The following is a 16,944-nucleotide window of genomic DNA, read 5'->3' as shown; positions in this document are numbered from 1 at the left end:
ACACTCGAAACATCCTCCCCAAAATCATGACGAGACCGTGATGCCCAGACTGACGGCCATGCTCTTGCTGTCATTGTTGACCTGGACCGCAACGGCTGGCGCGTTGACGCTCACCGACGAAGAGCTGCGCTGGCTCAAGGACCATCCCAACCTGCGCCTGGGCGTGGATGCGTCATGGCCACCGTTCGAGTTTCGCGACGACCAAGGCCGCTATCAAGGACTGGCCGCTGATTACGTCGACGTCATCCGGGAGCGGCTCGCCGTCACGCTCACGCCCATCGAGCCAGCCAGCTGGACCGCCGTGCTGGAGCAGGTGGCACAGGGCAAGATCGACCTGCTACCGGGCATCATGTCCACCCCGGAGCGCCAGAATTACCTGGCTTTCACGCGGCCCTACCTCGACTTCCCGATAGTGATCCTGTCCCACCGCGGCGGAGCCCAGCCTCATGATCTCCAGGATCTGTATGGGTTGAAAATCGCCGTCGTGGAAAACTATGCCCCTCACGAACTGCTACGCAACCATCATCCCGACCTGAATCTGGTGGCGCTGCCTAACGTCAGCTCAGCCCTGCAGGCCCTGGCAACCGACCAGGTGGATGCTGTGGTGGGCGACCTGGCGTCCAGTGTCTGGAGCCTGCGCCAGCTCAAGCTGGAAGGGCTATATGTCAGCGGCGAGACCCCTTATCGCTATCAATTGGCGATGGCCGTTCCGCGTGACAACAAGATACTGGTCAGCATTCTGGACAAGGTCATCGCGGACATGAGCCCGGCCGAAGTCAGTGAAATCCAGGAAAAGTGGATCGGCAACGTACGCGATTATCGACAGCTCTGGTCGGACCTGCTGTTCTACGGCTTGCCCGGGGTGCTGATCCTGGTCGGCATTCTCGCCGTGGTGATCCGCATCAACCGTCGCCTCAGCTCGGAGATCGCCCGTCGAGTCGAACTGGAACAGGAGCTGCGCAGTAGCGAATACCACTACCGCGGCCTGGTGGAGAGCCTTTCGGCGATAGCCTGGGAAGCCAGGGTCAGCGACTTCACCTACAGCTACGTGTCGCCCCACGCCGAAGACCTGCTCGGCTATCCCTTGGCCCATTGGTTGATCCCGGGGTTCTGGCGCAACATCATTCATCCCGCCGACCTGATCCGCGCCCAGACTTATTGCGACCAGGAGGTACTCGCCGGCCGCGACCATTGCATCGATTACCGAGTGATCACCGCCGATGGCCGCTGCCTGTGGGTTCGGGATATTGTCAGCTTGATCCAGCACGGCCACGAACCGGTGATGCGCGGGCTGATGATCGACATCAGTGAAGCCAAGCGCACCGAGGAGGCGCTGCGATTCTCGGAACAGAAATTCGCGTCGGTATTCAGGCAGTGCCCGGACATCCTGGTGATCGCGCGCCTGATGGATGGATGCCTGCTGGAGGTCAACAAGGCCTTCGAGGAACAGATCGGCCTGGGTGCCGAAGATGTCGTAGGCCAGACCGCGACCGAACTGAACATCTGGGGCATCCAGGGCGTCGGCCCGGGCCTGCTGCAGCGTTTGCAGGCCGGCAGCATCCGTAACCTGGAGATGCCCTTTCGCCGTAGCAACGGCCAGGTATTCACCGGCCTGATCTCCGCCGAACCCTTCGATCTCGACACGACGCCGGCCCTGGTCGTGGTGGTGCGTGACATCAGCCAGCTCAAGCAAACCCAGCAACAACTGCAGATTTCCGAGGAGAAATTCGCCAAGGCCTTCCATGCCTCACCCGACGGCCTGTTGCTGTCCCGCCAGAGCGACGGCCTGCTGATTGAGGTCAATGAAGGTTTCAGTCGTATCACTGGCTTCAACAGCGCGCTATCGGTGGACCGCTCGACCCTGGACCTGGGTATCTGGGTCAACCTCAACGAACGCAAGCAGATGCTCGACCTGCTGCAGCGGGATGGTTTCGTGAGGGATTTCAGTTGCCATATTCGTCGCAACGACGGGCAGATAAGACTGTGTGAGGTGTCCAGCCGTCCACTGCCGATCGGCAACGAGGACTGCATGCTGACCATCGCTCGGGACATCACCGAACGCCACCTGATGCAGGAAAAACTGCAGCAGGCCGCCACGGTGTTCGAAAGCACGGCAGAAGGCGTGTTGATCACCGATACACAGCAACACATCAGCGCCGTGAACCGCGCCTTCACCGAGATCACGGGCTATAGCGAAACCGAGGCCCTGGGCCATACGCCGCGCTTATTGGCTTCCGGCCTGCACGACAGCGCGTTCTATGCCGCCATGTGGCATCAACTGACGGCGGAAGGGCATTGGCAGGGAGAGATTTCCAACCGGCGCAAGAACGGCGAGTTGTACCCCAGTTGGCTCACCATCAGCGCAGTACGCAATCGTGATCAGCAAATCACCCATTTCGTGGCGGTATTCGCTGACATCTCCAGCCTCAAGCATGCCCAGGCCAAACTCGACTACCAGGCCCACCACGACCCTCTCACCGGGCTGCCGAATCGCACGCTGTTCGAAAGCCGTTTGCTCACGGCCTTGAACAGCCAGCAGGAAAATGGCGGTCAGGGCGCGGTGCTGTTTCTGGACCTGGACCGCTTCAAGCACATCAACGACAGCCTCGGGCATCCGGTCGGCGACCTGCTGCTCAAGGGCATTGCCGTACGCCTGCGCGAGCAGTTGCGGGACATCGACACCGTGGCGCGGCTGGGCGGCGACGAGTTCATCATCCTGCTCCCGGGGCTGCAGCAACCCAGCGACGCCGAACACATCGCCATGAAGCTGCTGAACTGTTTCGCCGCGCCGTTCCAGGCCGGCGAGCACGAATTTTTCATCAGCGCCAGCATCGGCACCAGCCTTTATCCCCAGGACGGTTGCGATGTCGCCACGCTGGTCAAGAACGCCGATGCGGCCATGTATCGCTCCAAGGCCAAGGGTCGCAACCGGGTGGAAAGCTATACCCGCGACCTCACCGCCCAGGCCAGCGAACGCGTGGCCCTGGAACACGAGCTGCGGCGGGCCATCGAGCGCAGCGAGTTGTCGTTGTCCTTCCAGCCCAAGATCAGCCTCGCCGACAACCGACTGGTAGGTGCCGAGGCATTGATTCGTTGGACTCACCCCACATTCGGCGATGTGCCTCCAGAGCACTTCATTCCCCTGGCGGAGGAGAACGGGATGATCCTGCAAATCGGCGATTGGGTGCTGGAACACGCCTGCCGGCAGCTGTGTGAATGGAACCGCTCCTGCGAGAGCTTCGGCCCGCTTTCGGTGAACCTCGCCGGGGCCCAGCTGCGCCAACCCAACCTGCTGGGACGCATCGAGCAATTGCTGCGGGAGCACCATCTCAAGCCCGGCCTGTTGCAACTGGAAATTACCGAAAACTTCATCATGAGCCAGGCCGAAGAAGCCCTGACGGTCCTGCACCAGCTGAAGAAGCTTGGCGTTCAACTGGCCATCGATGACTTCGGCACGGGCTATTCCTCCCTGAGCTACCTCAAGCGCCTGCCATTGGACATCCTCAAGATCGACCAGTCCTTCGTCCGCGGCCTGCCCGACGACCCCCACGATGTGGCCATCGTACGAGCAATCATTGCCCTGGGCCGCAGCATGCAGTTCTCCATCATCGCCGAAGGCGTCGAAACCCTGGCCCAGCAGCAATTCCTGGCCGAAGAAGGCTGTGAGCAGATCCAGGGCTACATCATCAGCCTCCCCCTCTGCGCCGAAGAGTTCGCCGCGACGTTTCTACGCATGACCGTATCGGATTTTTCGGATAGCACAGCCGAGAAACCGTCGCTATAATCCGCGGCCTACTGAGGGCCTATAGCTCAGTCGGTTAGAGCAGAGGACTCATAATCCTTTGGTCCACGGTTCAAGTCCGTGTGGGCCCACCAACTCCAAAGCCGCGCATTGCGCGGCTTTCGCGTTTTTGGCGGAACCATCGCGGATACAGTCCTATGGTCTAAAGGTACAAATTAGGTACAGTGCGGCTTCGCTTGCACGCCTTTGGAGTCCTTCAGATGGCCACAATCGTCAAAACCCCTGCCGGCACCTGGAAGGCCGTCATCCGCAAAACCGGATGGCCGACCAACGCCAAAACCTTCCGCACCAAACGCGACGCCGAAGACTGGTCACGACGCACCGAAGACGAAATGGTGCGCGGCGTGTATATCCAACGCAGCGGCTCCGAGCGACTGACGCTCGAAAAGGCGCTCCAGCGATATCTCCGTGAAGTGAGCCCTACCAAGAAGCCGACTACACAGCGAGCAGAGGGCACCAAGGCGCAGCAGTTGATACAGCATCTGGGCAAGTATTCCCTCGCGGCGTTATCGTCTGAGGTGATCGCTAACTATCGCGACACCCGCCTGGGCTCACTCACCAACCGCGGCAATCCCACGAGTAACAATACCGTGCGGCTGGAGCTGGCTTTGCTAAGCCATCTGTTCACGGTTGCGATTCAAGAGTGGGGGCTCGGATTGACCTTTAACCCAGTGCTCAATATTCGTAAGCCGAGCCCAGGCGAAGGTCGAAATAGACGCCTCATGGCTGATGAGGAAAAACGCCTATTGGCAGCAGTGAACAAGCACAGCAACCCCATGCTGGGGTGGATTGTCCAGATTGCCTTGGCAACGGGCATGCGCGCTTCTGAGATCGCGAGCCTACGTCGCTCACAGATTGATATCCAAAAACGGATAGTGCGGCTCTCAGACACGAAAAACGATAGCGCTCGTACCGTCCCTCTGAGCAAATTAGCTACCGAGGTATTTCGTACCGCCCTGGCGAATCCGGTACGTCCTATCGATTGTGATTTGGTCTTCTTCGGCGAACCAGGAAAGGACCAAAAGCGTCGCCCTTATGCGTTCACGAAAATCTGGGGCACGATCAAGAAAAAGGCTAACGTACCCGATTTCCGCTTCCACGATCTTCGACACGAGGCTGTCAGCAGGCTTGTCGAGGGAGGACTTTCTGATCAGGAGGTTTCCGCGATCAGCGGTCATAAATCGATGCAGATGCTCAAGCGCTATACGCATCTACGTGCCGAGGATCTGGTGCGTAAGCTCGATCAGTTTGGCTGAAGCCTACAATTTTAAAAAAAATGGAAAAATAGCAGCCTGGCTCTGGCTGCTGTTTTTTTGTTGTTTTCCTTCTGTTATATTTTGTTTTAACTTGTTTTCCCGGTGTTTTTTTATTTGTTATCCGCTTGTTATCCACTACAACTAAAACTATTGGCGACAGCTTACCGCCATGCCTCCATATTTACTTTCGCCAAACTTTATTGGTAGCTTCCCCCGAACATTACAAAGATACGTAAACCAACGTAACTAGGGAGAAGCTTATGACCTCTGAACAATATCTTTTGGACCGGTTTGGCCCGTTGATGAGCATGGCTCAAGTCGCAGACTTGTTAGACCGTTCTGCAGACGGATTCAGAGTAGCGATGTACAGCGACTCAGAGCTCTCCAGAAAGCTGAAGCCTGCGGTTGTTCGCGTTGGGCGTCGAGTCTACTTCCGCACTCTGCAAGTCAACCAGGCACTGTCTCTTGATACCCCAGCTCTTCAGGCCTGAACATGAGCTACAGGACTATAGACTGGGTTTATAACCAGCAGCTATCTGCGCAAGACAAGCTCATTCTCGTTTATATCGCTAAATGCGAAAACGAACAGGAGCCCTGTTTTGCCAGCGTAAAACTGTTAGCTGCTAAATGCGGCGTTTCGGCCCGAACAGTACAAAGGATCTTGAAGAAGCTCTGTGAAGCCGGACTTGTCTCCTCTACCCCACGGTTTAGAACTGACGGCTCACAAACCAGTAACTTCTACACTATTAACGTTGAGCAGGATGTCACAGCTATGTCACCCCCCCATGACATTCAACTGACAGGGGGGGATGTCAGCCGGGTGTCACCGCCCGACGCCACGCAGATGTCAGGCCTTGAACTACCAAATAAAACCAAATTAAAGCCACTACTACCTTCGGACACGTCACCCAGGCATCTGGTTTATCCACCAGGGTTGACGAAGCATTCCAAGGCTTCAGTTGGTAGGATCCTGCAAGGAATCCCCACCGATGCCGCCCAGACGCTTCTGGATGAACTGGCCGGGGCTATGGCCGCAGGTTTCATCAAAAAGGGACCTGAATACTGGCTCTCTGGGGTAGCGATGAAATATCGGGCCGGGCAATTCAAACCGAACCTTGGTTTGGAGATAGCAAAAAACAGAAGACCTCAGGCGAGCCTTCCCTCACCAAACAAGCCGCCTGCAAGCGACGTGAAAGTGGACCGAGGAGTGGGGAACAGATTCCTCGCCCAGTTACGACCACAGCGAACGCCATGATGACGTTTTTTAAGAGCTCTAGGCCTCTCCGCGCTCCGCTTGGGCAACCCCTTCGGTTGCACCCCGCGTCCTATCCTTGCCGGACTGGCGGCAGGGGCAGGTCCTGCGGCTTCGCCTGGTTCCTACCCCTGGCGCTAGGCTTGGACGCTTGCAGCTGTATCAAGGGTAAAGGCTGCGCCCATCATCCTCGCCCGTTCGGTGCTCGCCCTGACGAGCTCCGCTCCGCTGCGGCCTCCGGTGACGCCCTTGACCCAGCTTTCAGCTATGCACTAGTAAATCAACTAGCACAAGTGTCTCGCTCAAAAGACCAAGCTTATTTTCTGAAAATTAGCTTCTTGTAGGCCATGCAAACGTATCGGGAACAACTTGATAATTAGCTCGTTTTTTATTATTACATTCAGGGCAGGAAAGCACCAAATTAGTTGCGTCATTAGTACCACCACTAGCGATGGGCACCATATGATCAATATCATAGGTTTGATTCGGCAAAGAAACCAACGCTGCAGGCCCACCGCAATAATGACAAAGCCCGCGCTCACGATGAATAAGTAAATTATCAACCCACACCGGGAAATATGTCGCTCTTGGCAGCTGTCCATCTTTAGCTAGAGATGGAAATTCTGATTTTAAAAGTGGAGAAATCTCCTCTGCAAGTCTTGCATTAAAATCGAATAAGAACTGCTTCCGATGCCACAAATGAGAAAATGCGGACCCTACAAGAACCCGAAGCCCTCCTATGAAATAATCTCGATATTTATTGCGAGCATCAATGATACCCTCATCTGTTTTCCTATAAAACTCTCTCGGAACAGCTAGCTGCATATGCCCGAACATTCCAACCACATAACCCACAAAGTCGGAGTACTCGCCAATCCAGTCTAGATCGTCATAAGAATATATATAAAAATTCGTGTACGCGATATCGTCAAGAACTTTATGCAGAGCCGTGTTTTCGGATATATTTACTGACTCAAGCGCAATTTTTTTTAAATCAATGAACTCAAACTCGACCTTCTCACCCTCGTCAATAGGTCTCCGATAAACAAAACGCTCGACCGCTGAAACGAGATCATTGGAAGGCCCGCCAATTACAACCCCGCCAACATTTCTATTTCTTTTCATCTAAATCCCTTAGAAAAATATCTGCAGCAAAATTAATGCCGTAGAACACTGTTAACTGTTTCCAACTCGAGGCAATAACACATTGAATTCATGACACTGCCCTGGCTTTACTCAGCGTAGTAGCATTATGCAATCATCGCTACTAGCAACACAACAGAGCCCTGAAAAATCAGAAATCGTTGCAATGCGGATTTAGGGGCTCCCTCAGCCTCAATGATCAACCAACGGTCACTTGCGGCGGAGAGCTGAGTAGCAGGCTTCCCCTCTGCTGTAGATACGAAGTCTGCCGACGTAAGCAATCCATCAAATAAAAGCGTGAGCACACTGCTACTCATCAGCAGTCCGAGTAAGACCTTCAAAGGCGATCTCGAGCGCAACTGACAACATTCATAGGCTCCGCTCCGTTGCGGCGTCCGGTGATACCCTTGACACATCTTCCAGCTGAGACGGCGCTCTAGAGCTTACAAAATCACTCAGGCTCAAATCGCCGCTTACAAAAGCCTGAGCGCGAGCGTCATCTTCGGTGCTTAGGCTGTAACCCGAAAGCTCGGTCGATGCTCGAGCATAATCGACCGCTTCCTGCCTGCGCTTCCGCTCTTCGTCGGTAATGGTATTGCGTAGCTTCATTGATCACTCCGAAACACCGACAGATTAATAACAAGACAAATTCAGCGCGGACTCAGTGGGTCAAGGGCGGCACCACAAGCCGCAGCCCGCGAAGCGGGACCGGGTGAGGATGCCGGCGCAGCGAACCCTTGACGCGCTTTTCACGATGACCCTATTGGCTGGGTTGCGGGAGGCGTTATCCCCGTAGCCCTGCCACCCGGCGAGGGGCAGGAAGTCCAGAGGGGCAGAGCCCCTTTGGGTAAGCCCGCCAGGGCGCGCAGGGCAAACACACATGCAGCCAGAGGAAGTCGATGGAGGACGATTAGCCTTGTCCAATCCTTCCACCTTTCGCATGTCCCCAATTCTTGCCTAAGTTTTGCATTACGTGTTGCCGGTAAGCTGGATTCCAGAGGGTATTACCCGCCACCAAATGATTTGTACGTCCAGCTGTCACCATCATGCCGGACTCCATATCACGCCGCGTACTCGGAGCATTCATCAACCGAGCAGCAGTTCGAATAGGCGAGGCAGCGCCCTGAGCCATCGCGCGCAGCGTGACTGCCGCACTACTGATCCCACCGGCAAGCTGCCCTGCAACTGAGTTCGCCTCACCCAGCAGCCAGAACATAACAATGGTAAAGGTGATCAGAACCAGGGAAGTGAATAGCGGGTTTTGCTCGCTATCCAGGTCAACGCTATTTATCAGCGCATCGAACCCTTTGAATGCCAACCCTACGACAGCTACCATGAGGGCGATCCGCAACACATAGGTCATAACCTGGCCAAACCAGCTATCGAAGAAACGAGCAGTGGCGGGCCACATCAAAGCGATGAGAAAGAAAGGGCCTATACCGAGCATGATCGTTAACCCCGCCTTAGCAACAACGATCATTCCGCCAGCCGGGATACCCAGCAAGCCGGTTGCTACCGCAATGATGCCAGCATTGAAATACTCACCAAATGCCATGCCGATTTCCGACCAATCACGATTAGCCGCCCGCTCCCAAAGGGTGCCAGCGATTCCCCATCCTCGACCTAAGGCGTGATCTACTACTTGATACACGGAAGTGGCCTCCCCGCCAGAGGAACCCGTGCCGGCAAAGGCCGAAGTGAAACCCACCTCCAAGGACCGAATGCCTCCAACAATCCATTCCGTATACATGTCAGCATTGAGCGCAAATGCTGCAAGCAAAATGAGCTTGGCGCAGGTTTTCAGAAAGGTGGACATCGGCGCTTCGATATACCCCCAGCCGATCATGTACCCCATGACAGTCAGGTAAAGCGTGGTACCCCCAAGCGCGAACAGCATGAACATCGTAATGACGTTGCCAGCGGTTTGGCTCAAGAAGGCATTCATTGCAGTATCGAGAAAACTCCCGATAAATTGAAAAATCATCGGACCTTCCATGCTCACTCTCACTTCTTGTCGAGATCGACTGCACCTGGGGTGAGCCATCCGCGTCGGGCATTGGCTTTTTCGTTGTCGGCCTGCTGCGCATTAACGCAGTTCGGTGAGGTGGCCAGTTCACCAGGGCTGGCTTTACATTTGGCAACCATCGCCTTTCTTTCCGAGTCGTGCTGTTTGTACCAGTCGACAGTTTGCACGGGGGTGTTTTCGCCACATCCCGCCAGTCCCACGGCGATCAGCAGAGTTAGGAAAAAACCTCTCATTTCCGCACCTCCTGCTTTTCTACATCGATCACAACACCTCGACTCGCCCCATGACGAGCCTCATGTTGCTGCGCAAAATCCAAAGCGTAAGCAAGCTCAGCAGCATCGATGATGCGGAGCGTCGCGACAGTTCGCAGGGCGCTTTCCCGAGTGCCAGCCCAATGCCCAGCTAAGCGACTTCCAGAATCGCGTAACGCCAGCACTGCACCACCTAAACACCCAACTGAAAGAAAGGCGGCTAGCACCGGTGAAACCGGTCCTTCCTGGTACGGCAATGGAATCCCGAACCAATCGACCGCTGCGATTATGAAGGGCAAAAATGCGAACGATGCAACGAGGATGTCAGTGTGAACCAACGCAGGTGCGCGACGGCCCACCTCCCGAAGGAAGCCCATCTTGTCGATGCAGACCCAGAAACGGCACATGGCTAGCAAGAGGAAAAAACAGACTGCCAGAATGGGAAGCTGAATGAATGAAATCATGACGCGTCCCCCCTCAGTTCACGATTTTCGATGCATTTAGTTGAATCCAACCGCGTCGGGCATTGGCCCGGGCGTTGAGCTCGCGCTGCCGTTGTTGCTGCAAACGATCCTCTGCCTGCGCCACCATCTGAAACATCTGAAGCTTGGTTTGCTCGTTCTGGATTTTCGCTTGTTCAATCGCAATCCGGCCTTGCAACTCCGCGATGGCCTTCGGATCTTGCGTCGCATTGATACGCGACATCAGCCCATCGATTTGCGAAAGTCGGCTTTTAGCCGCGTCGTAGGCATCAAGGGCAACCGCTTTGTCTTGCGACGGTTTGACCGCCCGCGCTTCACACGTCCGTTGCGCGTCGCGGGAGTTGATGAAGCTGCAGCTATCAAATGTCTTGTTGGCGGTATAGACCTGTTTACCGCGACCAGTCAGGCCGGCATAGCCACCGTCCCTCACGGAGTCGTAGACCTGTTGCCAGTCTCGCGGCAGGTAATCACGCAGAGTCGGGTTGTCCATGATGCTGCCCATTCCACGCGATCCGGTAATCGACTGGTACTGCTGCTTCATCTGGTCAATCTGCGACGTCATCTGCTCGACTTGCTGCGCCCAGCGCGCAGTGTTGGCCGTGAACTCCGCCATGGTCATCGGCGAGTCACTTGCCTGGGTGGTTACTGTTACAGGTATCTGCGCGAAGGCTGCTGAAGGCATCGCAATGCCTATAGCCAAGAACCAAGACGGTAAGGGATTTTTCATATTCGCCACTCCAAAGGTTGGGGGCGAACGCAGGATCGTACTGTTCCGATCTGTCGGTCTGTTTAGGAACCGCGCCCGGCACGCTGAGCGTTCTTGGGGCGACTAGGCGGCCATTCTGTTCTTGGCGGTCAGGCCCTTCTTCTCAGGCCGGCACCCGGTACGCGCGAGGCGTTCTTGGGGTAGAGCAACGTTCGTTAGAAGACCAAAACTATTCATTCTGGCGTGCGATATTTTCCCATTTTGGCTAGAAGATGTCGATCACGCAAAAACGTTTAGCCAGCAATTTGCTCGCAGTTTTACCGAGCACACTCCCCCGGTCGAAAATTTCGTCATGACGAAGAAATACAATGGGTATGAGGACTAGTGCAGGATAGGCTAACCGCCGGATAACTACCCCGGTAGTGTGATGGTCAGAACACGACGAGCGCTTAAGTCACCAGCCTCGGTCGCTATCCGCCCATTCACGCCTAAGGCCGAAACCTTAGTCATGACTAAAGTAAAAAGGGGGTGTGGTGGACTAGTGCAGGATAGGCCAAACACCGGAACACTGTGCGCACGACACCGTTACGGACGATCCAAGAGATCGATATAATTCACCACTCGCAGTCAGGACCGACTCAACCCGTCGTTTGCATCGGACTTGACCGGCAACCGGGGGGATCGAGCGGCAGAAGTCTGCCAAAAGAGCCCGTTGAAGGCGCCCCGGAATCAGGGGCGATTCAATTTGTTGCTTCGAATGCCCCGCAGCGACTGCTATTTAATGGAAGTCTGGATCGTAACCTTCTTCATTGTATTCTTGAACGAGTGACTCAGACGGCCTCACACCAACCTCAACGTTAGCCCAATCTCTTACACTTTTTGCCACACCATGGAAACCGGGAAAGAGCGTTGAGCCATCTACGCCGAGACGCGAGCAAAGGTCGAGTAATGCCGGGGCTTCCTCAATCGGCAAGGTCATTTTGACAAGTGGTGTGTGGCTCCCTGCCATGCTGTAAATTTCTTCAACATCCTCGAGCGCTTCCACCTGATACAAATCGCCTGGGTTATATCCTTTAACCTCATGCGTGGTGAATAAACCAGACTGAGCTGCCTGGTTTTTGCTCGTTCCCCCTGGAGTCCTGATCACCTTCACTGTTTTCCAGTGCATCGCATAAGTGGTGTCCAGAGCCCAGATTGCCAGCCTCGGCATCTCCCTGCTATCGATCTCAAGGTTTGCCGATGAGGCAGCGAAGTAACAACCGACATAGCTTCTCTCAGTCCAGTCTAGGAGGCGAGTGGGCACATCGTAGTGTTGAGCTACAGCCATGATTTCGTATAGTTGAGTAGACGGCCAAGGGGTATGCGGGCTTTGGAACGACCCCCAACCATCGGCAAGTGTTCTGCTCAACTGTTCCGTGTAACCCGGAACATTTAGCCCTGAGCGGTCACAGCCAATCAGGAATTTCCTCAAGATCTCCAGCTCAAAGGCTACTTGCCCAGCCGTTGAGACATCAAACATCCTTCTTGGCGAACCATAGGCGAATGAGCCTCTTCCACGCCTGCACACTGACGGTGTCAGCTTGTACTCATCACTTGGCTGACCTCTAAAGATGAATCTTCCAGTACCCCAAATAGGGTTTAGAGGGGAGACGTGGTCCAGCAACTGGCGTGCAGTGTGGAAAGGTATCACTGTTGGATTTGCCATCGCTCCTTCACTCCGCTTCCGTTTGGCGATTTTCAGTGTAATGGCCTTTTGACAGGTAGGCTATTGTAGTTCACTCAGGTTATGGCCGCCCTTTAACCGACGTTAAGAGCTGTACAGCGCGCATGCCTATCCGCTTCAGAGTCAACGGCGGCGGTTTGAAGCACTACGGATTTCGAAGACACCTGCAAGCCTCAACTTACCTGTTGTTGGACCATTGCTGAACGGTCTGCTTTTGCCGTTTACCGCCCTCCACCAAGGGCCTTTATGGGTCGACTTCTTAGCCGGGGCTAGCCAGTATGCTGGTCAAATACGACGCAAACGACTGATCAGGACGAATGAAAATGAGTGGCAAGGAATGCAAACGGGTGATCCGGTAGGACGCAATTACCCAGCCCCCTAACCAAGTTGCGAAGGTGTAGGTGGACTAGTGCAACACACGATATCAGGGTCAGTTGAGAAAATTGGAGTATTCGACAATCAGCCGAGGAGCCAGGGTCTCAATCCCTTTATCAGCACTTCCAATTAATCGGCTGTATAGCGGAGGAACTCGAATCCGCCGCCGCCGCGCCACCCTTCGACTTTTGTAATACCATCAGTGTCCCCGTCTATTACATAACGAAGCCGCCGAACAACTATATCTACAATATGATCACCAGTTTCAATACCTATGTATCGACGATTCATTTTGTGAGCTACCGCAGCAGTGGTTCCCGAGCCTAAAAAAGCATCCAGCACCAGATCTCCAGGATTAGTAGCGATAGACAAAACCTTTCTGATTAGTTCTTCTGGCTTTGGGGTGTCAAAAACGGTCTCATCAGGAAACATTTTTAGCAGCTGTTTTTTGGCGCTCTTACTAGTCCCGCATTCTTCCGCAAGCCAGATTGTCTCAGGCGTGACCTTTATAACCTTATCCCTAAGAAACTTTTTGATTCTAGGCACGCCAGCACCGTCCTTTCCGAACCAAACGTTATTCTCAGCTATTTCCTTATCCATTCTAGCTTTATTATACGCCCAGCATCTACCGTTAGGAGGCGAATGAACTCGGCCGCTCGGAGACGTTACCTCATAGAACTGGCTAGGCACTGCATGGCCTGCCTGTACATTCGCTGAAACAGACTGCCAAGGGCCCCGTGGATCATTGTCGGGATTTTTATACCGATCTATTATTTCTTGCGTGCCGGGCAATTTGTTGGCCACAGCCGCAAAGCGCTTAAAGCTCTTGGCATAAACAAGAATATATTCATGATTATTGGAAAAGGCTTTCCGATTTTCACGCGTAGTTCGTTGCTGCCATATTACAGTGGTAACAAAATTTTCTCGGCCGAATATTTTATCTGCCGCCACTTTTAAATAATGAACCTCTCCGTCATCGATGGAAATCCAAATACTCCCATCATCTGCGAGGAGATCCCGTAACAACTTAAGCCTGACCTCGATCATCGAGAGCCACTCCAAGTGCGCTCGATTATCCATATAATGACTATAGTCCTCGCCATTATTATAGGGCGGGTCTATATACACACACTTCACGGCGCCGCGATATTTTTTTAAAAGATCCTGTAGCACCAGGAGATTGTCTCCGTGTATAATCTCCCCGCTTACACCACCACCATCGCAACTATGTTTCTTAATCTTTTTCAACATTTTGCAATTTGCTCACTAGCCATCAAGTCTCAAAGGGGACAACTTTGAATCAGATAGCACCCCCTGAAAACTTTGAATCGCTTATCAAAAATGAGCGGATTATACCATCGCTTACCAATAACAAGAAGTACTTTTTCCGATCTCTCAATTATCTTGGGAGCAAACTAAGGATGCTTGACGCTATCGGTGAAGTTATTGATGAGCTTTCATCGCCTAATGATGTAGTTGCAGATTTGTTTGCTGGCTCTGGCTCCGTGTCCAGATTCCTGTCCCAAGCCAGAACGGTAATTTCGGCCGACATTCAGGAATATTCTCGAGTCATTTGTTCAGCCGTTTTAAATCCAAGCAACTCCATTCAGCCTGATATATTTGTTGACCAGTGCCGCTCATCGACCACGCACGATGCATTAATTGAATCATGCACAGAAGTTTTAGAGTATGAGAGCGAAGCAATTACAAGAGCACTTGAAGGACTACCTTTGCAACTATGTGAATTCTTGGAGGAGGCGTCTTTAATCAAATCAGCCGATGAAAATTATCTCAATTGCTCTGGACTTCTGGAATGCGCCCTAAAAGCCTCACATAAAAAGCTTATGCGACTAGAGAGCAAGTTCGAAGGCTTGTGCACCGCTACTCTATACTATGGAGGCATCTATTTTTCATTTAAACAAACGGCAGCTATTGATGCCATCCTTTATGAAATAGAAAACTCTGCATCTCGCGATAAAGATACGTTACTTGCAGCATTGCTCAGCGCTGTTAGCAATGCAGTGAACACAATCGGCAAACAGTTCGCTCAACCAATACAGCCCCGCATGTCTAATGGACAGCCCAAGAAAGGCATAGCTGCAAAGGTCAAGAAAGACAGAGAGATCGATATTTTTGATGTTTTTTCCGAGAATCTAAAAAAATATGTAGGATTGCAAGGTAACAAGCTTCCACATCGAGCTCTATGCATGGACTTTTCGGACGCGCTAGATCAGTTACCGCAAAACACTCGGGTTGTATATGCTGATCCGCCCTACACGCGTGATCACTACAGTCGTTTTTATCATGTCCTTGAGACACTTTGCCTTAGAGACTCACCAACCGTTTCACGAACTAAAATTGGCGGAAGTTTGCGCCTTAGTCGAGGGCTTTATAGGGAGCAGCGCCATCAATCTCCATTCTGCATCCGTTCACAAGCCCCCCAGGCTTTCACTACACTATTTAGTAAAGTTTCGAAGTTGGGAGCAAGCTTAGTCCTATCCTATTCCCCACACGTTGTCCGTGAAGGAGAACACCCGAGAGTTATGACGATAGAGGACTTGACAGCGCTTGCTCGTAGCCACTTCCGAGAAATCTATACGGTGTGCCCTGGAGAGTTCAAGCACAACAAATTAAATAGCCGAGAAAATAGTTTCGAGCAAAAGCCGCATGGTGAAATTCTAATAATCTGCAAAAATTAGTTTTTCAAAAACCTTGCGAGTGGGGTCGCATCAATAATCTCAGGCGAGTTATTGACTGAAGAAACTACTCGCCTTACACTTTCTCGACCCGCGTTTTCATCAAGCCAGTTTCGTAGCGACTCATAAGAGGGAGCTCCAGGCATACTCAGATAGTATGCAAACATTCGGACAGAAATCCGAACAAAGACCCCTATCGGCCGCCCTTCGACTGGATAGTCCAATCCCGACGCCGCTTCGAGTTCGACTCTAAAGTTATCACTCGCCACAGTCACACAAGGGCGATCTTCTAGATTTCCATATTCTCCCGAGTCGTAAATAGCTCGGAGCACTAAGCGCTTAGAATTGTCACCTCGAATACCACCAAAGAAACCTACAAAAGTTTCAAGTGTAAAGTTAGCTTGCTTCCAGCGTCGACCACTTTTAGGAATTTCTGCAACCAGAAAAAAAGCGTTGGAGCTGAAACTCCAGTCATCTAAGTCTTCTGCCGCCTCCATATCAGCGATATCAAAGACTTGAACTTCTTGAAGCTGTTTCTCTCCAACAACGTCTACGTTTTCCAGATCGTCAAGAAATACAGCTTTGCGGATATTGTTTAGCTTAGCTCGTTCCGACACAACCTCGCTATCAAGCGAATGCAAGTTATTCCTGTTTGACTCAATCCAAGCCTCCCAGTTTTGCTCAATGGAGTTGATTTCTTCAGCATCGACCTGTGCAACGGAGAAGACTTCGCGATTTTTTCTGAGACCACCGACCGTAAGGTTGCCAGACCCTGTGACCACAACTCCACCTTGATCGTTTTTAAACCAGCAAACTTTTGGATGGAAGACTGTCCCTTTTTTGTCATGAACAAAGGCCGTGATCTCAAGCCCATGATGACGACTCTGAAGGATTTGCAGTGCACCTATAGCTGCTTCATTCGTGATTGCATCCATACCTACGATGAGCTGAATAGGCTTTTTTCCAAGCATTTGGCTGAATGAAGGCGCGCCCATTAGCAAATCAACACCGCCTTTTGAAACGAAAGCGTAAGCGCCAGCAGCAGACGTCGCGCCCTCGCCCGCTGCGTTCAAGGCCTCATGTAGTGATACTGAGGCTTGGTAATCGGGGTCTTGGATGCAAATTCGGGTGGTCATGCATGTCGTCCATGGAAGATTTTGTTATCCAGCGCAGGTACACTGGAGGTACAGTGCTAAACTTTTTGGAGCTTCGCTTGATTACTGCTGGATACA

The 16,944-nt window shown here is 52.9% G+C and carries 13 protein-coding genes and 1 tRNA gene; 6 read left to right on the top strand and 8 right to left on the bottom strand.

Annotation, left to right across the window (positions count from 1 at the left end; all coding sequences use genetic code 11):
• Positions 1 to 40 precede the first annotated feature (40 nt).
• From BT179_RS22640 to BT179_RS22620, 5 genes are all read left to right on the top strand, one after another.
• Complete coding sequence (locus BT179_RS22640) at positions 41 to 3,784, top strand: bifunctional diguanylate cyclase/phosphodiesterase (protein WP_072431955.1); 3,744 nt, start codon at positions 41 to 43, stop codon at positions 3,782 to 3,784.
• A gap of 15 nt (positions 3,785 to 3,799) precedes the next feature.
• A tRNA-Ile gene (locus BT179_RS22635) sits at positions 3,800 to 3,876 on the top strand.
• Positions 3,877 to 4,002: 126 nt separating this feature from the next.
• Positions 4,003 to 5,058: a tyrosine-type recombinase/integrase gene (locus tag BT179_RS22630; protein WP_072431954.1), complete on the top strand. Its 1,056-nt coding sequence runs from the start codon at positions 4,003 to 4,005 to the stop codon at positions 5,056 to 5,058.
• Positions 5,059 to 5,318: 260 nt separating this feature from the next.
• On the top strand, positions 5,319 to 5,549 hold the full coding sequence (locus BT179_RS27055; RefSeq protein ID WP_072431953.1) for a hypothetical protein: 231 nt from the start codon (positions 5,319 to 5,321) through the stop codon (positions 5,547 to 5,549).
• 2 nt (positions 5,550 to 5,551) lie between these two features.
• Positions 5,552 to 6,313, top strand: coding sequence for a helix-turn-helix domain-containing protein (locus tag BT179_RS22620; protein WP_072431952.1), 762 nt, complete (start codon positions 5,552 to 5,554; stop codon positions 6,311 to 6,313).
• Positions 6,314 to 6,640: 327 nt separating this feature from the next.
• Here BT179_RS22620 and BT179_RS26870 read toward each other — a convergent pair whose 3' ends face one another.
• The 7 genes from BT179_RS26870 to BT179_RS22575 all read right to left on the bottom strand — a co-directional run bounded on the left by BT179_RS26870 (position 6,641) and on the right by BT179_RS22575 (position 14,267).
• A complete protein-coding gene (locus BT179_RS26870; RefSeq protein ID WP_072431951.1) occupies positions 6,641 to 7,435 on the bottom strand; it encodes an HNH endonuclease in 795 nt (264 codons plus the stop codon).
• Between the two features lie 928 nt (positions 7,436 to 8,363).
• Positions 8,364 to 9,449, bottom strand: a complete 1,086-nt coding sequence (locus tag BT179_RS22600; RefSeq protein ID WP_072431978.1) for a TrbL/VirB6 family protein — start codon at positions 9,447 to 9,449, stop codon at positions 8,364 to 8,366.
• An 8-nt stretch (positions 9,450 to 9,457) separates the two neighbouring features.
• Positions 9,458 to 9,712: an EexN family lipoprotein gene (locus tag BT179_RS22595; RefSeq protein ID WP_072431948.1), complete on the bottom strand. Its 255-nt coding sequence runs from the start codon at positions 9,710 to 9,712 to the stop codon at positions 9,458 to 9,460.
• Positions 9,709 to 10,194, bottom strand: coding sequence for a hypothetical protein (locus tag BT179_RS22590; protein ID WP_072431947.1), 486 nt, complete (start codon positions 10,192 to 10,194; stop codon positions 9,709 to 9,711). Before BT179_RS22590 ends, BT179_RS22595 begins: the two co-directional genes overlap by 4 nt.
• A gap of 13 nt (positions 10,195 to 10,207) precedes the next feature.
• The gene (gene virB5, locus BT179_RS22585; RefSeq protein ID WP_072431946.1) at positions 10,208 to 10,939 is read right to left on the bottom strand and encodes a P-type DNA transfer protein VirB5; all 732 of its coding nucleotides are present in this window, start codon (positions 10,937 to 10,939) and stop codon (positions 10,208 to 10,210) included.
• Positions 10,940 to 11,696: 757 nt separating this feature from the next.
• The gene (locus tag BT179_RS22580) at positions 11,697 to 12,623 is read right to left on the bottom strand and encodes an FRG domain-containing protein (protein ID WP_072431945.1); all 927 of its coding nucleotides are present in this window, start codon (positions 12,621 to 12,623) and stop codon (positions 11,697 to 11,699) included.
• A 522-nt stretch (positions 12,624 to 13,145) separates the two neighbouring features.
• Positions 13,146 to 14,267: a site-specific DNA-methyltransferase gene (locus tag BT179_RS22575; RefSeq protein ID WP_072431944.1), complete on the bottom strand. Its 1,122-nt coding sequence runs from the start codon at positions 14,265 to 14,267 to the stop codon at positions 13,146 to 13,148.
• Positions 14,268 to 14,275: 8 nt separating this feature from the next.
• Between BT179_RS22575 and BT179_RS22570 the strand changes: the two genes are divergently transcribed.
• Positions 14,276 to 15,715, top strand: a complete 1,440-nt coding sequence (locus tag BT179_RS22570) for a DNA adenine methylase (protein ID WP_371264419.1) — start codon at positions 14,276 to 14,278, stop codon at positions 15,713 to 15,715.
• Here the strand turns inward: BT179_RS22570 and BT179_RS22565 are convergent.
• Positions 15,712 to 16,848 (bottom strand): phospholipase D family protein, encoded by a 1,137-nt coding sequence (locus BT179_RS22565; protein ID WP_072431942.1) that lies wholly within the window; start codon positions 16,846 to 16,848, stop codon positions 15,712 to 15,714. The two genes, BT179_RS22570 and BT179_RS22565, sit on opposite strands and share 4 nt — an antisense overlap.
• Between the last annotated feature and the right edge of the window lie 96 nt (positions 16,849 to 16,944).

This window comes from Pseudomonas sp. NFACC43, from assembly GCF_900119645.1.
GTDB lineage: Bacteria > Pseudomonadota > Gammaproteobacteria > Pseudomonadales > Pseudomonadaceae > Aquipseudomonas.
The sequence above is the reverse complement of the archived record's forward strand: the minus strand, read 5'-3'. Positions and strand labels throughout refer to the sequence as shown.